Annotated in this window: 18 protein-coding genes and 2 pseudogenes; 9 read left to right on the top strand and 11 right to left on the bottom strand. The window is 63.2% G+C overall.

What is annotated here, in order from left to right; all coding sequences use genetic code 11:
* Together cysW and NKI39_RS30150 are read left to right on the top strand one after the other, a co-directional pair.
* A pseudogene (gene cysW, locus NKI39_RS30155) lies at positions 1–194 on the top strand (sulfate/thiosulfate ABC transporter permease CysW); the annotation flags it as partial.
* 131 nt (positions 195–325) lie between these two features.
* Positions 326–1,366: a sulfate/molybdate ABC transporter ATP-binding protein gene (locus NKI39_RS30150; protein WP_352465240.1), complete on the top strand. Its 1,041-nt coding sequence runs from the start codon at positions 326–328 to the stop codon at positions 1,364–1,366.
* A 14-nt stretch (positions 1,367–1,380) separates the two neighbouring features.
* Here NKI39_RS30150 and NKI39_RS30145 read toward each other — a convergent pair whose 3' ends face one another.
* Complete coding sequence (locus tag NKI39_RS30145) at positions 1,381–1,779, bottom strand: type II toxin-antitoxin system VapC family toxin (protein WP_502898634.1); 399 nt, start codon at positions 1,777–1,779, stop codon at positions 1,381–1,383.
* A complete protein-coding gene (locus tag NKI39_RS30140) occupies positions 1,779–2,051 on the bottom strand; it encodes an antitoxin (RefSeq protein ID WP_352473543.1) in 273 nt (90 codons plus the stop codon). Before NKI39_RS30140 ends, NKI39_RS30145 begins: the two co-directional genes overlap by 1 nt.
* A gap of 283 nt (positions 2,052–2,334) precedes the next feature.
* Here NKI39_RS30140 and NKI39_RS30135 point away from each other — a divergent pair, with 283 nt between their 5' ends.
* Both NKI39_RS30135 and NKI39_RS30130 read left to right on the top strand, forming a co-directional pair.
* Positions 2,335–3,321 (top strand): sulfate ABC transporter substrate-binding protein, encoded by a 987-nt coding sequence (locus NKI39_RS30135; protein ID WP_352836407.1) that lies wholly within the window; start codon positions 2,335–2,337, stop codon positions 3,319–3,321.
* 247 nt (positions 3,322–3,568) lie between these two features.
* Positions 3,569–4,018, top strand: coding sequence for an RrF2 family transcriptional regulator (locus tag NKI39_RS30130; protein WP_006202816.1), 450 nt, complete (start codon positions 3,569–3,571; stop codon positions 4,016–4,018).
* Here NKI39_RS30130 and NKI39_RS30125 read toward each other — a convergent pair.
* The 8 genes from NKI39_RS30125 to NKI39_RS30090 all read right to left on the bottom strand — a co-directional run bounded on the left by NKI39_RS30125 (position 4,015) and on the right by NKI39_RS30090 (position 12,464).
* Positions 4,015–4,494 carry a gluconokinase gene (locus NKI39_RS30125; RefSeq protein ID WP_352836419.1) on the bottom strand — a complete coding sequence of 160 codons (480 nt, stop codon included), beginning with the start codon at positions 4,492–4,494 and terminating at the stop codon, positions 4,015–4,017. The two genes, NKI39_RS30130 and NKI39_RS30125, sit on opposite strands and share 4 nt — an antisense overlap.
* 71 nt (positions 4,495–4,565) lie before the next feature.
* Positions 4,566–5,552 (bottom strand): ABC transporter permease, encoded by a 987-nt coding sequence (locus NKI39_RS30120; protein WP_352465244.1) that lies wholly within the window; start codon positions 5,550–5,552, stop codon positions 4,566–4,568.
* Positions 5,549–6,529, bottom strand: a complete 981-nt coding sequence (locus tag NKI39_RS30115; protein WP_352465245.1) for an ABC transporter permease — start codon at positions 6,527–6,529, stop codon at positions 5,549–5,551. Before NKI39_RS30115 ends, NKI39_RS30120 begins: the two co-directional genes overlap by 4 nt.
* Positions 6,526–8,067, bottom strand: coding sequence for a sugar ABC transporter ATP-binding protein (locus NKI39_RS30110; RefSeq protein ID WP_352456244.1), 1,542 nt, complete (start codon positions 8,065–8,067; stop codon positions 6,526–6,528). Before NKI39_RS30110 ends, NKI39_RS30115 begins: the two co-directional genes overlap by 4 nt.
* 47 nt (positions 8,068–8,114) lie before the next feature.
* Positions 8,115–9,239, bottom strand: coding sequence for a sugar ABC transporter substrate-binding protein (locus tag NKI39_RS30105; protein WP_352473506.1), 1,125 nt, complete (start codon positions 9,237–9,239; stop codon positions 8,115–8,117).
* A 509-nt stretch (positions 9,240–9,748) separates the two neighbouring features.
* The gene (locus NKI39_RS30100; RefSeq protein WP_352836404.1) at positions 9,749–9,919 is read right to left on the bottom strand and encodes a hypothetical protein; all 171 of its coding nucleotides are present in this window, start codon (positions 9,917–9,919) and stop codon (positions 9,749–9,751) included.
* Positions 9,920–10,029: 110 nt separating this feature from the next.
* A complete protein-coding gene (gntR, locus tag NKI39_RS30095) occupies positions 10,030–11,058 on the bottom strand; it encodes an HTH-type transcriptional regulator GntR (protein ID WP_352836401.1) in 1,029 nt (342 codons plus the stop codon).
* A 173-nt stretch (positions 11,059–11,231) separates the two neighbouring features.
* Positions 11,232–12,464, bottom strand: a complete 1,233-nt coding sequence (locus tag NKI39_RS30090) for an MFS transporter (protein ID WP_352491068.1) — start codon at positions 12,462–12,464, stop codon at positions 11,232–11,234.
* 174 nt (positions 12,465–12,638) lie between these two features.
* Here NKI39_RS30090 and NKI39_RS30085 point away from each other — a divergent pair, with 174 nt between their 5' ends.
* From NKI39_RS30085 to NKI39_RS30065, 5 genes and pseudogenes are all read left to right on the top strand, one after another.
* Positions 12,639–12,926 (top strand): DUF3175 domain-containing protein, encoded by a 288-nt coding sequence (locus NKI39_RS30085; protein ID WP_352684759.1) that lies wholly within the window; start codon positions 12,639–12,641, stop codon positions 12,924–12,926.
* A 119-nt stretch (positions 12,927–13,045) separates the two neighbouring features.
* Positions 13,046–13,957: a myo-inosose-2 dehydratase gene (gene iolE, locus NKI39_RS30080; RefSeq protein WP_352836398.1), complete on the top strand. Its 912-nt coding sequence runs from the start codon at positions 13,046–13,048 to the stop codon at positions 13,955–13,957.
* Between the two features lie 201 nt (positions 13,958–14,158).
* Positions 14,159–14,365, top strand: a complete 207-nt coding sequence (locus NKI39_RS30075; RefSeq protein ID WP_352453276.1) for a LacI family DNA-binding transcriptional regulator — start codon at positions 14,159–14,161, stop codon at positions 14,363–14,365.
* Between the two features lie 4 nt (positions 14,366–14,369).
* Entirely contained in the window at positions 14,370–15,836 is a 1,467-nt protein-coding gene (gene mocR, locus NKI39_RS30070) for a rhizopine catabolism transcriptional regulator MocR (protein ID WP_352836395.1), read from the top strand.
* A 181-nt stretch (positions 15,837–16,017) separates the two neighbouring features.
* Positions 16,018–16,395: pseudogene (locus NKI39_RS30065) on the top strand (GFA family protein).
* 31 nt (positions 16,396–16,426) lie between these two features.
* On the opposite strand, the gene NKI39_RS30060 reads toward NKI39_RS30065, so the two are convergent.
* Positions 16,427–16,870, bottom strand: a complete 444-nt coding sequence (locus tag NKI39_RS30060; RefSeq protein ID WP_352542451.1) for an SRPBCC family protein — start codon at positions 16,868–16,870, stop codon at positions 16,427–16,429.
* Positions 16,871–16,942 lie beyond the last annotated feature (72 nt).

Raw genomic sequence — 16,942 nt, 5'->3', positions numbered from 1 at the left:
TCGTGTCGGGCCACATACGCGGGCTGACCAACACCATGCCGCTGCATGTCGAAATCCTTTATAACGAGTACAATGCCGCCGCCGCTTTTGCCGTCGCTTCGCTGCTTGCCGGCCTGGCGCTCGTCACGCTGGTCTTGAAAACACTTCTCGAGATGCGCTACGGCGCCGAGATCGCCGCGACGCGCGGACACTGACAAATGCATGTCGCCCAAAAGTGTGTAGCGGTTTTTGGACAACGACATGCATAAAACAAAGATTTGATGTCGCCCAAAAGTGGGAACCGGTTTTGGGATAACGGCATGCATCAACTACAAAAGGGATTTGCATGGAAGTTCGCGTTGCCAACGTGCGCAAGGAGTTTGAGCGGTTTCCGGCCCTCCACGACGTTTCGCTCGACATCAAGTCGGGAGAACTGATCGCCCTGCTGGGCCCGTCCGGTTCCGGCAAGACGACGCTGCTCAGGCTGATTGCCGGATTGGAGCGGCCGACCCGCGGAAAGATCTTCTTCGGCGAAGAGGATGCCTCCCAAAAGTCGATTCAGGAGCGCAATGTCGGCTTCGTCTTCCAGCACTACGCGCTGTTTCGCCATATGACGGTTGCCGACAATATCGGCTTCGGACTCAAGGTCCGGCACGGGCCGTCACGCCCGTCGGCGAAGGAAATCCGCCGCCGCGCCTCGGAACTCCTCAACCTCGTTCAGCTTTCCGGTCTGGAAAAACGCTATCCGGCACAGCTTTCGGGCGGCCAGCGCCAGCGCGTGGCGCTGGCCCGCGCCATGGCGATCGAACCGGCCGTGCTTTTGCTCGACGAGCCGTTCGGCGCGCTCGATGCGCAGGTGCGCCGTGAACTGCGCCGCTGGCTGCGCGACATCCACGACGCCACCGGCCACACCACGGTCTTCGTCACCCATGACCAGGAAGAGGCGCTGGAGCTTGCCGACCGTGTCGTGGTGATGAGCCAGGGCCGCATCGAGCAGGTCGGCACCGCCGACGAGATCTACGACACGCCGAACTCTCCCTTCGTCTACGGCTTCATCGGCGAATCGAGTTCGCTTCCGGTCAAGGTCGAGGACGGCCAGGTCTGGATCGCCGACCGGCCGATCGGGCTTTCCGCGCCGCACGCACCGCAAGGCGAAGCGACGCTGTTCTTCCGCCCGCACGACGTCGATCTGGTGGAAGAATGCAACGGCTGCATCGCCGGCACGGTCGCCGCCAGCCGCCGCGTCGCCGGCACCAGGCGGGTCGAGCTCGAAATCGGCGGCGAACGTCAGCGGGTCGAGATCGAATTGCCCGTCGATCATCCGGCGGCGCAGAAAAGTCGCGTGGCTTTCAGGCCGCGGCGCTGGAAGCTTTTTCCGGCTGCTTGATCCTCTATCAGGCGCTACACCAGCCAGTTCTCGACCTTCAGGCCGTTGATCCGGTTGAACTCCCCGGTGTTGGCGGTCACCAGGGTAGTTCCAAGCGCACGGGCGTGGGCAGCAATAAAAAGGTCATTTTGGCCGATGGTCTGGCCCCTGCCTTCCAGTTCTGCGCGAATCGCGCCGTACTCGGCATCCACCGGCACATCGAGCGGCAAGACGGGAATCTCAGCCAGCAATTCCTCGACCTTCTTGTGCAACTTGGCTGATCTTTTCTTGACGCAGCCATATCGCAGTTCCGACGCGACCACGATGCTGGTACACACGGCGGCATCTCCCACGCGCAGGACAGCGCTTGCGGCTTTCCCGGCCGGATTTCGGATCATGTCGCTGACAATGTTCGTGTCCAGCATGAACCGCATCAAAAAAATTCCTCGGATTTGACAGGCATATCCTCGACTTCGGGAAAGTCTTCCTCGGCACCGGGCGGCGGCTCTTTCGCCCATTGCGCGAGCAGTGCGGTGAGGCCAGGTTTGCGGACCGGCTCGATGATCAGGCGGTCGCCTTCACGGCTGATCAAGACCTTTTCGCCGGGAAGTTCGAACTCGACGGGAATGCGCACCGCCTGGCTGCGATTGTTACGAAACAGCTTCGCCTCCTTCGGCGGGGTTGTTGAATGGCGGTGTTGAGACATGACAACATCTCCCTTGTATATACTATTTGTATATGCCAGACAGGGCGGCGATGCAATCGCCTTGCACCGCGTTGGCCGGCCGGGAACCATCGTGCACGCCGACGGCATCGGCGCCGCTGCCAAGCTGTCCTGAGACTCTGCTTGAAAGAAAAAACCAGAAATCGCCCACAGCGGGAATATTTCTTCTATCGACAACGTGGAGCGGCCGCTCTGCGTGCCTCGTCGCGCACGATGCCTTGCCGCTATGGTCCGGCATTAAGCTCATGCATTGGAGCCTGTTTTCATGAAGCGATTTTTGCTTGGCATCGCCACGTTGGCCGGCCTCTTCCTCGCATCCTCCCAAGCCTGGTCGGCCGACAAATTGCTCAATGCTTCCTATGATGTCGGGCGCGAACTGTTTGCGCAGGTCAACAAGGCGTTCGTCGCCGGCCACCCCGGCGTCACCATCGATCAGTCGCATGCCGGAACCTCGGCACAAGCACGCGCCATCGCCGAAGGCCTCGGCGCCGACGTGGTCACGTTCGACCAGGTCATCGACATCGACTTCCTGGTCAAGAAGGGCCTCATCTCCGCCGACTGGCAGAAGGACTTTCCGGACAACGCCTCGCCTTTCTATTCGCTGCCCTCCTTCCTGGTGCGCGCTGGCAATCCGAAGCACATCAAGGATTGGAACGATCTCGTGCGCGACGACGTCCAGGTGATCTTCCCTAATCCGAAAACATCGGGCAATGCGCGCTACACCTATCTCGCGGCCACCGCCTACGCCAAGGAAGCCTTCAAGGGCGACGATGCCAAGGTGAAGGAGTTCGTGACAAAGCTGTTCAACAACGTGCCGGTGTTCGACAGCGGCGGGCGCGCCGCGACCACCACTTTCGTGCAGCGCGAAATCGGCGACGTACTCATCACCTTCGAGTCGGAAACGCGCGGCGTCCGCAAGGAGTATGGCGAGGACAAGTTCGAGCAGGTAACGCCTTCGGTCAGCCTGTTGGCGGAATTTCCGGTGGCGATCGTCGACACCGTTGCAGACGAGCATGGCACGCGCGATCTCGCCAAGACCTATCTCGACTTCCTCTATACACCGGAGGGCCAGGACATCGCCGCCCGCAACGGCCTGCGGGCCCGGGACGCGGCGGTCGCCGCCAAATATAAGGCTGAGTTTCCCGATGTCCGCCTGCTGACGGTGGAGGAGGTCTTCGGCGGCTGGGCCAAGGTCCAGGCCGAGCACTTTGCAGCGGGCGGCCTGCTCGACCAGACTTATGGCAGCCGCTGAGGCGATGTTCCAACTTTGACAGAAGCCGGCTTTGCCGGCTTCTTTGCTTTCGCGCCGCGAAAGGTGATTTCTGGCACTTTCCGGGCGCATTCCGTCCAAAACGTTACAAAGAATCAACGCGTTTGTGCCTACCGTGAGAACGGACGGCTTGTTTTCGCGAACGGCTTCGCGTGATCAAACCGTCATGATTTGCACACAAACAGCCGCCAGACGCAGGTGGTTGGGGCTTCATGGGTTGACTCGGGGCATGCTTACCAAAAAAGGCAAATACGGCCTCAAGGCCCTCGTGCATCTGTCGGGCCTGCCGGTCGGCCAGCTCGCATTCGTCAACGACATTGCGGTCGCCAATAACATCCCCAAGAAATTCCTGGATGCCATCCTGGGCGAGTTGCGTAACGCCGGCTTCGTCCAGAGCCGCAAGGGCAAGGAAGGCGGTTACCGCCTTGCCCGGCCGGCTTCCGAGATCAAGATCGGCCATGTCGTGCGTGTCCTCGACGGGCCGCTGGCGCCGATCCCGTGCGCCAGCCGCACGCAATACCAGCGCTGCGAGGATTGCGACGAGGCGACCTGCCAGGTCCGGCACATGATGCTGGAGGTCCGGCAGGCGATCGCCGAGGTGCTGGACAACCGCAGCCTCGCGGCCATGCGCGACGCCGACAATGACGATTTCCCGGTCGAACTGACGTCGCAAATCTAGCGCGCGAGCAGGCTCAAGGCGGTCGCGACGGTGTCGGCGACCGGACGCGTGCCATCCAGGGTCATTGCCGCCTCGTCCGCCGCCGGCGCCTCAAGCGTGGCGAACTGGCTGTCGACCAGGCTTGCCGGCATGAAATGACCCTTGCGATTGCCGACGCGCTGTTTTGCTGTTGCCGGGTCGATCTCCAGGTGAACGAAAACGATATCCGCGCAAAAGCCGCGCAGACGATCACGATAGCTGCGTTTCAGCGCTGAGCAGGCGGCGACCACACCTTGTCCGCTTGCGACCGACGCGGCCATCCGCTGGCCGATCGCGTCGAGCCAGCCTTCGCGCAACGCGTCGGTGAGCGGCTGGCCGCTCGCCATGCGCGCGACGTTTTCGGGCGGATGCAGCCTGTCGCCTTCGATAAAGACGGCGCCCAATGCCGCTGCAAGCGCTTCGCCGACAACCGACTTGCCGCAGCCGGCAACCCCCATCACCACGATGGCGGGTATCGTTCGAACAGTGCTCGGCGGCTTATATGCCACGTCTTTGCCGGTCATGCAGGTCAGCGGCTTGCCGGCGCGCGGCCATAGAGCAGCAGCATGGCGACGATGACGACGCCGTAGATGATCTGCCGTCCCGCCTCCGGCATCTGCATGACAGAGAGAATGGACTGCAGAAGCGTGATCAGGATTACCCCGGCGACTGTGCCGAGATAGGAGCCGCGCCCACCGAGGATCGACGTGCCGCCGAGCACAACCGCGGCGATCGACGGCAGCAGATAGGCGTCGCCCATCGACTGTGCCGCCTTGGAGGCATAGCCGGCCAACAGCACGCCGCCGAAGGCGGAGAGCCCGCCCGAAACCGCAAAGGCGATCATCACCACGCGCCGCGTGTCGATACCGGAAAGATAGGCGGCACGCTCGCGATTGCCGATGCCGTAAACGGTGCGGCCGAAGCCGGTGCGGGTCAGCACGAACACCATTGCGGCGCCGATCAGCGCCCAGATGAGGACGGCGTTGGGCACGGCAGGAACGGCAAAGCCGGTCGCCAGATAGCGCATCGCACCGGTCGCCGAATCCTGCGGCGAGAAACCGCCCGTATAGACCACCATCAGCCCCTGCGCGACGGCGTTGGTGGCAAGCGTGATGATCATCGAGGGAATGCGCAGATAGGCAACGCCGATGCCGTTGACGATGCCGATCAGAACACCGCAGAAGATGCCGAACGGAATGGCAAGCGCCACGCCGACCGGGCCGTATGCGGCCGCGGCACAGGCCATCATCGCGCCGGCCGCCACCGACCAGGGCACCGACAGGTCGATCTGGCCGAGCAGGATGACCAGCATCATGCCGGTCGCGATGACGCCGAGAAACGACGCCACCTTGAGCTGCTGCAAAAGGTATTCAGGCGACAGGAAGCTGCGCGAATAGAGGCTGCCGAGGAACAGCAGCAGCACGATACAGGCGAACGCCGTCAGCACCGCCGGGTCGGCGCGGCGGAGGAATTTCGGCATGCGGCCGGCGAGACCACTCACAGTCGTTTCGCTCACAGGAACCACTCCAGCCGGTTGCGGACCCGAAACAGGGCGAAGGCGCCGAGGCTGACCGCGATCAGCAGAATGACGCCCTGGAACAGGGGCTGCCAGAGCGGATCGAAATCGAAGACGAACAGCAGGTCGCCGATGGTGCGGAAGGCAAGCGCGCCGAAGATCGCGCCGATGGCGCTGCCCTTGCCGCCGAACAGCGACACGCCGCCAAGCACGACCGCGGCAATCGAAAACAGCGTATAGGCGTTGCCGCTGGCATAGGCCGCATCACCGGTATAGGTGAAGAACGTCAGGAACAGCCCGCCGATCGCGGCAAGCAGACCGGCAAGCGCATAGGCGGCGAACTTTCCACGCCGGATCGGCACGCCGGACATGTAGGCCGCCATCTCCGAGGAGCCGGCCGCATAGGCGGCGCGGCCGAGCACCGACCGGCTGAACGGCACCCAGACGACAAGCACGACCGCCAGCAGCGCCACCAGGCTCGCCGGCACAATACCAAACAGGCGCCCGGTCAGCGCATCGGCGAGCCCTTCATTGACCGAGCCGCCCGGAAACGGCCGAAGCAGCAGCGCAATGCCGAAATAGACCGCACCGGTGGCGATAGTGGCGACGATCGGCTGCAGGCGTCCATAGATGACGATGGCGCCGTTGATTGCCCCGCACAGCAGCCCGGTGCCGAGCACGGCGATGACGCCGACGGCGGTCTCGATGCCGGTGCCGACGACCAGCCACGACGCCAGGCAGTTGGTCAGGGTGAAGATCATCCCGACCGAGAGATCGATGCCGGCGGTGATCACCACCAGCGTTTGCGCCATGGCGACGAAGGCGAGCAGCACGCCCTTGTTCGAGGCCGTCTGCACGACGTTGGCGGTGAAGCCCGCCGGATGGTTCGAGGTGTAGATGACGAACATGACGACGAAGATGCCGAACGCCAGTAGCGTTCCGCGCTGTTCGGCAAGCCAGTAGCGCCAATCCTTCACGCGTCCGCTCCTTGCTTTGGCATCTCTTCGTGAATGTTGAGCGCGCTGGCGATCAAGGCCCGCTCGGTGATTTCGGCGCCGACCAGTTCACGCTTGACCGCGCCGTCATAGAGCACCAGCACGCGGTCGCAGCAGCCGATCAGCTCGTCATAGTCGGTCGAATAGAAGAGGATCGCCGCACCCTGGTCGGCAAGCTTGCGCATCAACTGGTAGAGCTCCTGCTTGGTGCCGACGTCGATGCCGCGCGTCGGATCGTTGAGCAGGATGATGCGCGGCTGCCGCATCAGCCATTTGGCGATGACGACCTTCTGCTGGTTGCCACCGGATAGCGCGCCGACCGGAATGTCGAGGCCGGCGGTCTTGATCGCCAGGAGACCCACCATATCGTCGATCAGCCGCTGCTCGGCGGCGCGATCGATGATGCCGGCCCTGGACAGCCGGTCGAGGGCAGCGAATGAGAGGTTTTCGCGCACCGTCATCGGCAGCATCAGCCCCTCGGTCTTGCGGTCCTCCGGGATCAGCGCCATGCCGATCCGGTCGTCGCGCGCCGCGGCCGGGCTGGCGATCGCCACCGGCCTGCCGTCGATCAGGATCTGGCCCGACAGGCCACGCAGCACACCGAAGAAGGCGAGCAGCAATTCGCGCTGGCCCTGGCCGTCGAGGCCGCCAAGCCCGACCACCTCGCCCGCCCCGACCGATAGCGAGACATCGTGCAGCCGATCCGTCCAGGACAGGCTGCGCGCCTCCAGAACCGGCGTGGCTGCGGCAGCCGCCCGCGCGGGCTTGGGCGGAAAGATGTGGCTGTATTCGCGCCCGATCATCAGTTCGACGACCTCGTTGTCGCTTTTTGTACCGGCCGCGTAGCTGGCGACATTGCGGCCATTGCGGAACACCGTGCACTGGTCGGCCAGCTCGGCGATCTCGTTCATGCGGTGCGATATATAGAGCAGCGCCAGCCCTTCCGAACGCAGCCGCTTCAACACGGCGAAAACTCTGGCGACGTCGGCCGCGGTCAGCGCCGAGGTCGCCTCGTCGAGGATCAGGATGCGTGGCTTGCGCGCCAGTGCCTTGGCGATCTCGACCATCTGCCTTCTTGAAAGGGGAAGATCCTTGACCAGCGCCAGCGGATGGATATCGGAAGCGCCGGCGCGAGCCAGGGCTTCTTCGGCGATGCGGCGCTGCGCCTTGCGGTCGATCATGCCGAAACGCTTCGGCGGATCGGAAATGACGATGTTGTCGGCAACGCTGAGTTCGGGGACGAGCGACAGTTCCTGGAAGATGCAGACGATGCCGGCCTGGTTGGCAGCGGCCGGCGAAGCGAAGGTAACTTCGCTTCCGTCCAGCATCATGCGGCCCTCGTCGGGCGCGACGACCCCCGCCATGACCTTGATCAGCGTCGATTTGCCGGCGCCGTTCTCGCCGAGAATGGCGTGGATGCTGCCTGGAGTGACCGACAGTTCGGCCTTCTCCAGCGCCCGCACGCCGCCATAGCGCTTGGATATGCCTTCCATGCGGAAGAGCGGAACCGCACCGTCCATCGGCCCTCCCCAGGCGCTTGGCAATCAGGATGTCGGGCTGTCGGAGTTTACTGGTTTTCCTTGCTCTGGCCCATGATTTCCTGCGCCGTGAAATTGATGCCGCAGGTCGGGAAGGAATTGCCGACGAAGAAATTGTCGGATTGGTCGGGGAAGTAGTCCTGGCCTGCCTTGAAGTTCGGATCCTCGACGATCGCCAGCGGCAGCTTGACCGCTTGCGGCACGACCTGGCCTTCAAGTGCTGCAATCGCCGTCTTGATGGCAACCGCGACCTGCGCCGGGCCGGTGCCGGCCGACGAGCATTTCAGGCCGTCAGCGGCGAACTTGGCGCAGAATTTGCGGAAGCCGTTCTCCGTCTCGCCGCCGAACGGCACGAACGGATGCTTGGCATCGATCATCGCCTGCACGATGCCGGTATCGCCGCCCTGTCCGGTAATGCCGTCGAAGGGGCCGTTGGTGGCAATGGCATCGGCCGTAGCCTTTTGCGCAACGCCGTCATCCCACTTGCCGACGACCTCGGTGACATCCCATTTCTTGCCGGAAGCGTCGAGAACCTCGTGGATGCCGTTATGGCGGTCGGTATCGACGGATGTGCCGGCGACGCCGCGCACTTCCAGCACCTTGCCGCCGTTCGGCACGTGCTTGACCAGCCAGTTGCCCCACAATTCGCCAAGGCCTTTCTGGTCGACATTGACGTTGATGGCATCCTTGGTGTCGAGGATGTTGTCGAAGGCGACCAGCACCACGCCGGCTTCCTTGGCCCGTTTGATGACAGGACCGAATGCGGTCGGGTTCTGGGCGTTGACGACAATCGCGTCATAGCCGGAATCGATGAAATTGTTGATCGCCGAAATCTGCGCCGGCACGTCTTCGCCGGTCGAGACCACCTTGAATTCCTTGAGCTTGGCCGCGACGTCCGGCTGCGCTGCATAGGCCTTTGCCGTCTGCACCATCTGGATGCGCCATGTGTTGGCGATATAGCCGTTGGCCAGAGCGATGCGGTACGGGCCGTCTTTCTTGGGGAACTTGAAGAACTGCGTATCGGCCGACCAGGGCGCGAAGCAGTCAGGCTCGGCCGATGGCCCCTTGACGATTTCAGGATCGGCGATCGCCGACGAGCTCAGCATGACGAAAGCAGTGGCGGCAACGATACCGCCAACGAGTGACTTGATCATCGATATTCCTCCCAGTTGCAGTTTTGTTTGTTGTTACGCCGATGAATTTGCGCTTTTTCCGGCCCGGCACCTCCCGCCGTACCCGTCGCGCGTTCAGGTGGCCGAATGCCGACCCGATCCCCTCCTTTGCTGCCCGGCTAGTCCCGCAAAAACTATCATATTATACATAATAAACAAGCATGAGCTGTCGCTTATGTATAATAAACAGCCCCCATCCTCTGAGCGAAGTACTGCCCGGCGATAACTGGTAGCGCTACCATGACGTAGTGTAAAGCGCCATTGCGTTGAAGCGCGCTTCAGCGTGCCGTGCTTTCACGCCGCTTGAGTTCGAAGCCGAGGTCGCGACGACACCTGCGCCACCCGTCGATCCGTTGCATCCAAAACGGCGACAGCGTCTATGAAACGCATTACTGTTTCGTCGCTTTGCGCAGAACAACGCTGGATGTGGGGAGCCAATGATGGAAGGACATATTGATCCAAAACTGGAACACATGTACCGCCGTGGCTACTCAGCTGGCGTATTCGATGTACTGGCGAGCCTTGCGCTCCTTCTTTCCGATGAAGACCGCCAGATTGTGGAGAACTGGGCCAAGAACGACCTTGCCGTCTGGAGAACTATGCGCCTCAATGAAGCGGTTCGGCCTCCGGATTTTCCCATAGGAAGTCGCCCAGATGTTCATGGACCCTGGCCTGCGTAGGTGTCCGAGACCTACTCAGTTCCTCGAACACCTCCGGCGCATCGCGATGGTGCTCGAATACTACCGGATCGCCGGACCCTTTTTTCGAGCTTTCAGCGCGCCGTGCTTTCACGCCGCTTGAGTTCGAAGCCGAGGTCGACAACGCGCGACTCCGGCCTATTGCCCTCGATCGCCGCAAGCGCCATGGCGACCGCCCGCCGGCCGATCTCGTAACGATAGGTCCGAACGCTGGTGACCGACGGAAACGCCACCTCCATCATGTCGAGATCGTTGAAGCCGACGATGCCGATCGTCTTCGGCACGGCGATCGAAGCGCGATGGCATTCGAACAGCACCCCGAGGGCGATATCGTCATTGTTGCAGAACACCCCATCGAGGCTCGGCACCTTGGCCAGCGCGTCGCGGAACAATTCGCGACCGAGGGTGACGCTGGAGGGCACCGGCGTCGTGGTGGTGAGCCTCGGATCGCACAGGCCGGCCGCCTCCATCGCCGCGCGATAGCCGGCAAGCCGCCGCTGCGAACGCGGATCCATGCGCGCACCGATGAAGCCGATCCGGCGATAGCCTGCCTCGATCAGATGTTCCGCAGCCGCCTTGCCGCCCTCGAAATGTGAGAAACCGACCATCATGTCGACCGGATCGGGCCCGGTCTCCATCACCTGCACCACCGGACAGCCTGCCGTTTCCAGCAGTTTTCGCGAGGCCGGCGTCTGGTCGATGCCGGCCACGATCAGCGCCGCCGGGCGTTGCGGGCCAAACACCTGCAGCAGCCGCTCTTCCTCAAGGCCGGAATAGTGGGTGTTGCCGAGCTGAATCCGGAAAGGGCCGTCCGACAGGCTGTCGTAGATGCCGCGCACCACTTCGGCAAAGACGTTGTTGGTAAGCGACGGCACCAGAACGCCAAAGACCTCGGCGCGCGCCGAAGCCAGCGCCCGCGCATTCGGGTCGGGCACATAGCCGAGCTCGTTCACGGCCGACTCGATCTGGCGGCGCAGATCTTCCGAGACACGCCCCGGCTCACGCAGGGCGCGCGATACGGTAATGGCGCCGACGCCGGCCTTGCGGGCGACGTCGGCGATGGTCGGGCGGCCGCCGCCGCGGCGTGAGCGCGGCTTGATCACCGTACTCGTCCGGACGCCGGGCAACCGCCCACACGCGACCGTGAAACGATGTTCAGCGTTTTTGAAACTGCTGCCATGCCAAACTGGCCCGTTGCCACACCTTGTCTGGCGTCGCGCAGCCTTCGGCTATTGTCAAGCGACGGCCGGAGAGACTGTATCCGTACCGCTGTGCTTCAGGCCGCCACAGCAGCGCTGCGCCGGGCCTTCCACAGCAGCAGCACCATGGCCAAAATATTCAGCAGGTTCCAGGCAATGCCGTTGAGGAACGCGGCGGCATAGGAGCCGGTCAGGTCGTAGATCCAGCCCGACATCCAGCCGCCAATCGCCATGCCGAAGATGGTCGCCATCATGACGATGCCGACGCGCTGGCCAGCCTCCTTGGCTGGCATATATTCGCGCACGATGATCGCATAACAGGGCACGATGCCGCCCTGCGACAGGCCGAAGACCAGCGAGACGACATAGAGCGAGGCAAGCCCGTCGAACGGGATATAGAACAGCAGCGACAGGCATTGCAGCACCGAACCGATCAGCAGGGTTTTCACGCCGCCAATGCGATCGGCAAGAAAGCCGGAGCCAAGCCGGCTGACTACGCCCGCCGCCAGCATGATCGACAGCATATCGGCGCCATGCGCCACGCCGTAGCCGAGATCCATGCAATAGGCGACGATATGGACTTGCGGCATCGACATCGCCACGCAGCAGCCGAGCCCGGCGACGATGAGCAGCGCCTGCAAGGCCGCCGGCGACAGTGAGATCGGCTGCACCACGCGGCTCCCCGGCGATCCCGGAGCCGCCTGGGGCGGTGCGCCGCGCCGGAGCAGCAGGATCAGCGGCACCATGGTGACCAGGCAGACGGCGCCGATCGCGGCATAGGTGAAGCGCCAGCCTTGCGCCTGCATGACATAGGGCATCGCCGTCGGCCAGATCGCTCCGGCGAGATAGTTGCCGGATGCGGCAGCCGTCACCGCGACGCCGCGGCGCCGGTTGAACCAGTGCGAGATGTCGGCGATCAGCGGCCCGAAGATCGCCGACGAGCCAACGCCGATCAACAGGCCCTGGACGAGGGTGAACTGCAGGATCGAACTGGTCAGCGACGCCAGCAGGAAGCCGGCGCCAAGTGTAATCGCGGCAATCAGCGCCGGGATCCAATACCCCATGCGGTCGATGGCGCGGCCGAACAGCACATTACCGGCGGCAAAGCCGACCATGGTCGCGGTGTAGGGCATCGAGGCAGCGGCGCGATCGACGCCGAATTCTGCCTGCACGGCAGGCAGCACCACGACCACCGCCCACATGCCGACCCCGCCGATCGTTGCCAGCAGCATCGAGATGCCCAGCCGTATCCAGGCATAGGCACTGTCGATGCCGGAACTTCCTGCCTGGCTTGAGACGATTGGGGTCAAGAGCGTTTCCTGTCCGCAGTTCTTGAATCGGCGGTTCTGACCACTATCGGCGCATTCGCATCGCCGAGCAGCGCCACGACAGGCAAATCCGTGGCTCCAGGGATTCGGGCCGAAGTGGAACAGGGGTGCGCCATAAGGCGTTTTCCGGCAACGACCTAGTGGAAGGAGTTTGCCATGACCGCGCAACGGAAATGGTCCGCCGACGTCACCGAGCACAGCGAAGCGCTGGACCTCGAGGAACACATCTTCGAATCCCACGATCCCAAGAAGATCGCCGCCTCTTTGAAGCGATCGGCCGAGCACAGCGACCGACGCAAGGCAGGGCCGTTTCAATCCGCCATGTCGATGCTGAATTTCTACATCAACCGCGCCGGCAAGAACCTGCCGGCGGCGCAGAAGAAAGTGCTGGAGGACGCCAAAGACGAGCTGCGCGCCCTTTTTGGCCGCCCAAAGGAAGATTAGGGTCGGTCTCCATTGATTGGTTCTGCCAAATTCGGCTGAACTGGACCTAGTGACAGGGCCTCTTTGTCGCCAGTCTGCAGGCTCGGCTTGTATTCCCAAGCCCGCAAAAGCCTGGCGTCATGACGGTCAAGATCGGCATCAATCCTATTACCTGGAGCAATGACGACGTTCCGGCGCTTGGCGGGGATACGTCCTTGGACACCTGCCTGTCGGAAACCGCGCTGGCCGGCTACCGCGGCACCGAACTCGGCGGCAAATTTCCGCGCCAGGCCGAAGTGCTTGGGCCGCTCCTGTCTTCCTATGGCCTGGAACTCGTCTCCGGCTGGTATGATGGCCGCATTCTCGACCGCACGGTCGACGAGGAATTCGCGGCGATCACCCCACATCTTCAGCTGTTGCGCGACCTTGGCGCCAGGATCGTCGTCTACGCCGACACCTCGCGCGGTCGCCATGACGGCATTTTCGCACCGATCTCCGAGCGTCCGCGCCTCGCCGACGGCGACTGGCCGTCCTATGGCGTGAAACTGACCGCCCTCGCCGACCGCATGGCCGCATTCGGGGTCGGCATGGCCTTCCACCACCACATGGGCACCATCGTCGAAACGGACGATGAAGTCGACAGGCTGATGGCGGCGACGGGCCGAAGCGTCGGCCTGTTGTTCGATACCGGCCACTGCCTGTTTTCGGGCGGCGACCCGCAATCGCTGCTGCAACGGCATCTCGACCGTATAGTGCATTTCCATTGCAAGGACGTTCGCAGAGCGGTGCTGGAACGGGCACGCCGCGAGGACATGAGCTTCATGGCGGCGGTAATGGACGGCATTTTTACCGTGCCCGGCGACGGCTCGATCGATTTCCTGTCATTGCTGAAACCCCTCGCCGCGCGCGGCTATGAAGGCTGGCTCGTTGTCGAAGCCGAGCAGGATCCGGCCAAGGCGCATCCGCTGACCTATGCCAGCAAGGGCTATTTCTCGCTGCTCGCCACCGCCCGCGAGGCCGGCTTCGAAGTGGCGACGCGGCAGGCAAACTGACCGGCCCGCATTTGCGAGCCGGGGGAACACGATGGGCGCGCGCCTCGATGGGGTTAGCGACGCGAAAGCGCCCGGCGATCCGCGCCGCCTTGCTCCCTGCGCGGCGCGGATCGCAGAATCCCGGCTCTGGATTGCAAACCCCGACTTTCAAGCTTGAGGCCGGCTGGAAGCCGTGCCTTGATGCAACCGAGGAGGAGCGACATGGCTTTCGAAGCTGCGCTTGGCATGGAACGGCTTTGCACCATCCGGGAGATTGCCGAGAAGGCGGAACTCGGTGCCGCCACCGTGCATCGCGCGCTGAAGAACAGCCGCGAGATCCGTCCCGAAACCAGGCGACTGGTGCTCGACACCGTCTGCCGGCTCAACGAGGAAAAGATCGCCCGCGCCGCCCGGTTCGTCGGGGGATAGTGCCTTGCCCGACCACATGCGCCTCTCCCTCGACATCATGTCGGTCGACCGCGCCTCGGAAGAACCGATGCACCGGCAGATCTACGGCGCCTTGCGACGCTTCATCCTTGACGGCCAGATCCCGCAGAACACGTTGCTGCCGTCGACGCGCTCGCTGGCCGAAGATCTGAAGGTCGGGCGCAACACGGTCATCGCCGCCTATGACCAGCTCCTTGCCGAAGGTTTCATCGAGGCGCGTGCCGGATCGGGCACCTGGGTGGCGCCGATCCAGCAGAACCGCCCCTTGGCATCCCTGCGCGCCGGACTGGCAGCGCCGCAAAAGCTGTCGCGGCGCGGTCAGACCATCGTCAACGGCCCGCAACCGCCGCGTAATGCCGGCGTCATCAATTTCCATCCCGGCGTGCCTGAAACGGCATCGTTTCCGTTCACCATCTGGTCAAGCCTTCTGGTGCGCAATGCACGCAGCCGCGACGATAGTCTGCTTGGTTATCTCTCCTTTGCCGGTCACCCCGGCCTGCGCCAGGCCATTGCCTCGACCATCTGCCTGTCGCGCGGCATCAGTTGCACCGCCGACCAGGTGATCATCGTCACCGGTGCGCAGGCAGCGCTCGATCTGGTCTCGCGCGTGCTGATGGACGAAGGCGACCATGTCTGGATGGAAGAGCCCGGCTATCTCGGCGCCAAAAGCGCCTTTCTCGCCAGCGGCGCCAAGCTGGCACCGTTGAAGGTCGACCGGCGCGGCTGGCATCTTGCCGATCCGGAGCTGCCGCCGCCGCGGCTAATCTATGTGACGCCATCCTGCCAATGGCCGTTCGGCACCATCATGCGCATCGAGGAGCGGCTGCAACTGCTCGACATCGCCGAACGCAACGGCGCCTGGATCGTCGAGGATGACTATGACGGCGAATACCGGTTCCGCGGCCGGCCGGTGCCGGCGCTGCGCGGGCTCGACCATGCCGACCGCGTCGTCTATATCGGCAGCTTCGGCAAGACGCTGATTCCGGCGCTGCGCATCGGTTATCTGATCGTGCCGCGCGAATTGTCGGTTCCGTTCGACCGGGCGGTGAGCATCACCGGCCAGTTCGCGCCGCTGATCCTGCAGGCAACGGTCAACGACTTCATCATGCAGGGCTATTTCGCCACGCACCTCAAGCGCATGCGCCGGCTCTATGCGCGCCGGCAGGCGAACTTCGTCAAGCTGTGCCAGGAGCATCTGGCCGAATGGCTGATCGTCACGGAAAACGATTCCGGCATGCAGCTGCTGGCGAGCTTCGTCAGGCCCTATAAGGACAGCGACGTGGTCGCCGCCGCCCTCAAGGAGGGGCTCGACGTTCAGGGCATCTCCATCAACTATCATTCCACTGAGCCCGAGCACGGCCTGCTGCTCGGCTATGCGGCGATGGACGAACGTCAGATCCTGCGCGCCGTTCTGGCGTTGCGCGCCGCGTTCCTAAGATTGGATAGAAGCTAGAGCCAGGCTCTCCATCTCGTTCACCGCGGGGTTGAGTCGGTCGCCCGCAGTGATTAGGAATATGGGGCGTCGGTCCTTGTTTTCGGCGTTCGCGCAAAGCGCGCTTCCCAAGGCCGAACCTCCCCGAAAACCAGAAGCATGCCCACCGCCGGTATTGGCGGGCAACGCATTCATCTGAACCATGAGGATTGCCATGAGAACCGCATCCTGTGCCTGCGGGCAACTGAGGATCTCCTGTAACGGAGAGCCGCAGCTGGTCGCACAGTGCCACTGCCTCGACTGCCAGAAACGGACCGGCAGCACATAGGGCGTCGCCGCCTTCTTTGCGCGCGACAAGGTAGAAGCCAGAGGCGACGCCAGGACCTACAGGCGGTCAGCTCGGAGCGGCCACCACGTCACTTTCCATTTCTGCCCGGGCTGCGGCTCGAGCGTCTTCTGGGAGCCCGAGCGAAAGCCTGAATGGATCGCCGTCGCGGTCGGCTGCTTCGCCGATCCCGCCTTTCCGGCCCCGGCGCATGTTGGGTGGGAAGAACGGCGTCATCCCTGGGTTTCCGGTTAGCGACGCCAACCCGCCAGCGCAGCGCTTTACCTTACTGGTTGATCTCGGGTTCAACGAGCTTCGCCAGATTTCGCAGCGACTCCTGCCAGCCGAGATAGCAGGCCTCAACCGGGATGGCGTCTGGGATACCTGCCTGCGTGATATTCACTTCGGTGCCGACCGACACTTTCTTCAATGTCACGGTCACCTCGATCTCGCCGGCCAGGTTGGGGTCGTCGAACCGGTCGGTGTAACGCAGTCGCTCATTGGGCACGAGCTCGACATATTCGCCGCCGAACGAGTGGCTGTCGCCGGTGGTGAAGTTGCGGAAGGACATTTTGAACGCACCGCCGACTTTCGCCTCGAAATGATGAACCGTGCAGGTGAAGCCGTTCGGCGGAAGCCATTTCGCAAGTGCATCCGCTTCGAGGAACGCGCGGTAGACTTTCTCCGGGCTGGTTGTCAGAACGCGGTGCAACCGTACGGTGCCGGGCATATCGTTAATCCTCCGTGTTGGTGATCGATGCCCCCTAGGACGAGCGGAGCCCGGCCTATCCGACACGGGCCC

It is taken from the genome of Mesorhizobium sp. M0664 (genome assembly GCF_040320565.1).
In the GTDB taxonomy this organism is placed as follows: Bacteria; Pseudomonadota; Alphaproteobacteria; order Rhizobiales; family Rhizobiaceae; genus Mesorhizobium.
Note: the sequence above shows the minus strand (reverse complement) of the source record. Positions and strands in the feature narration are given on the sequence as shown.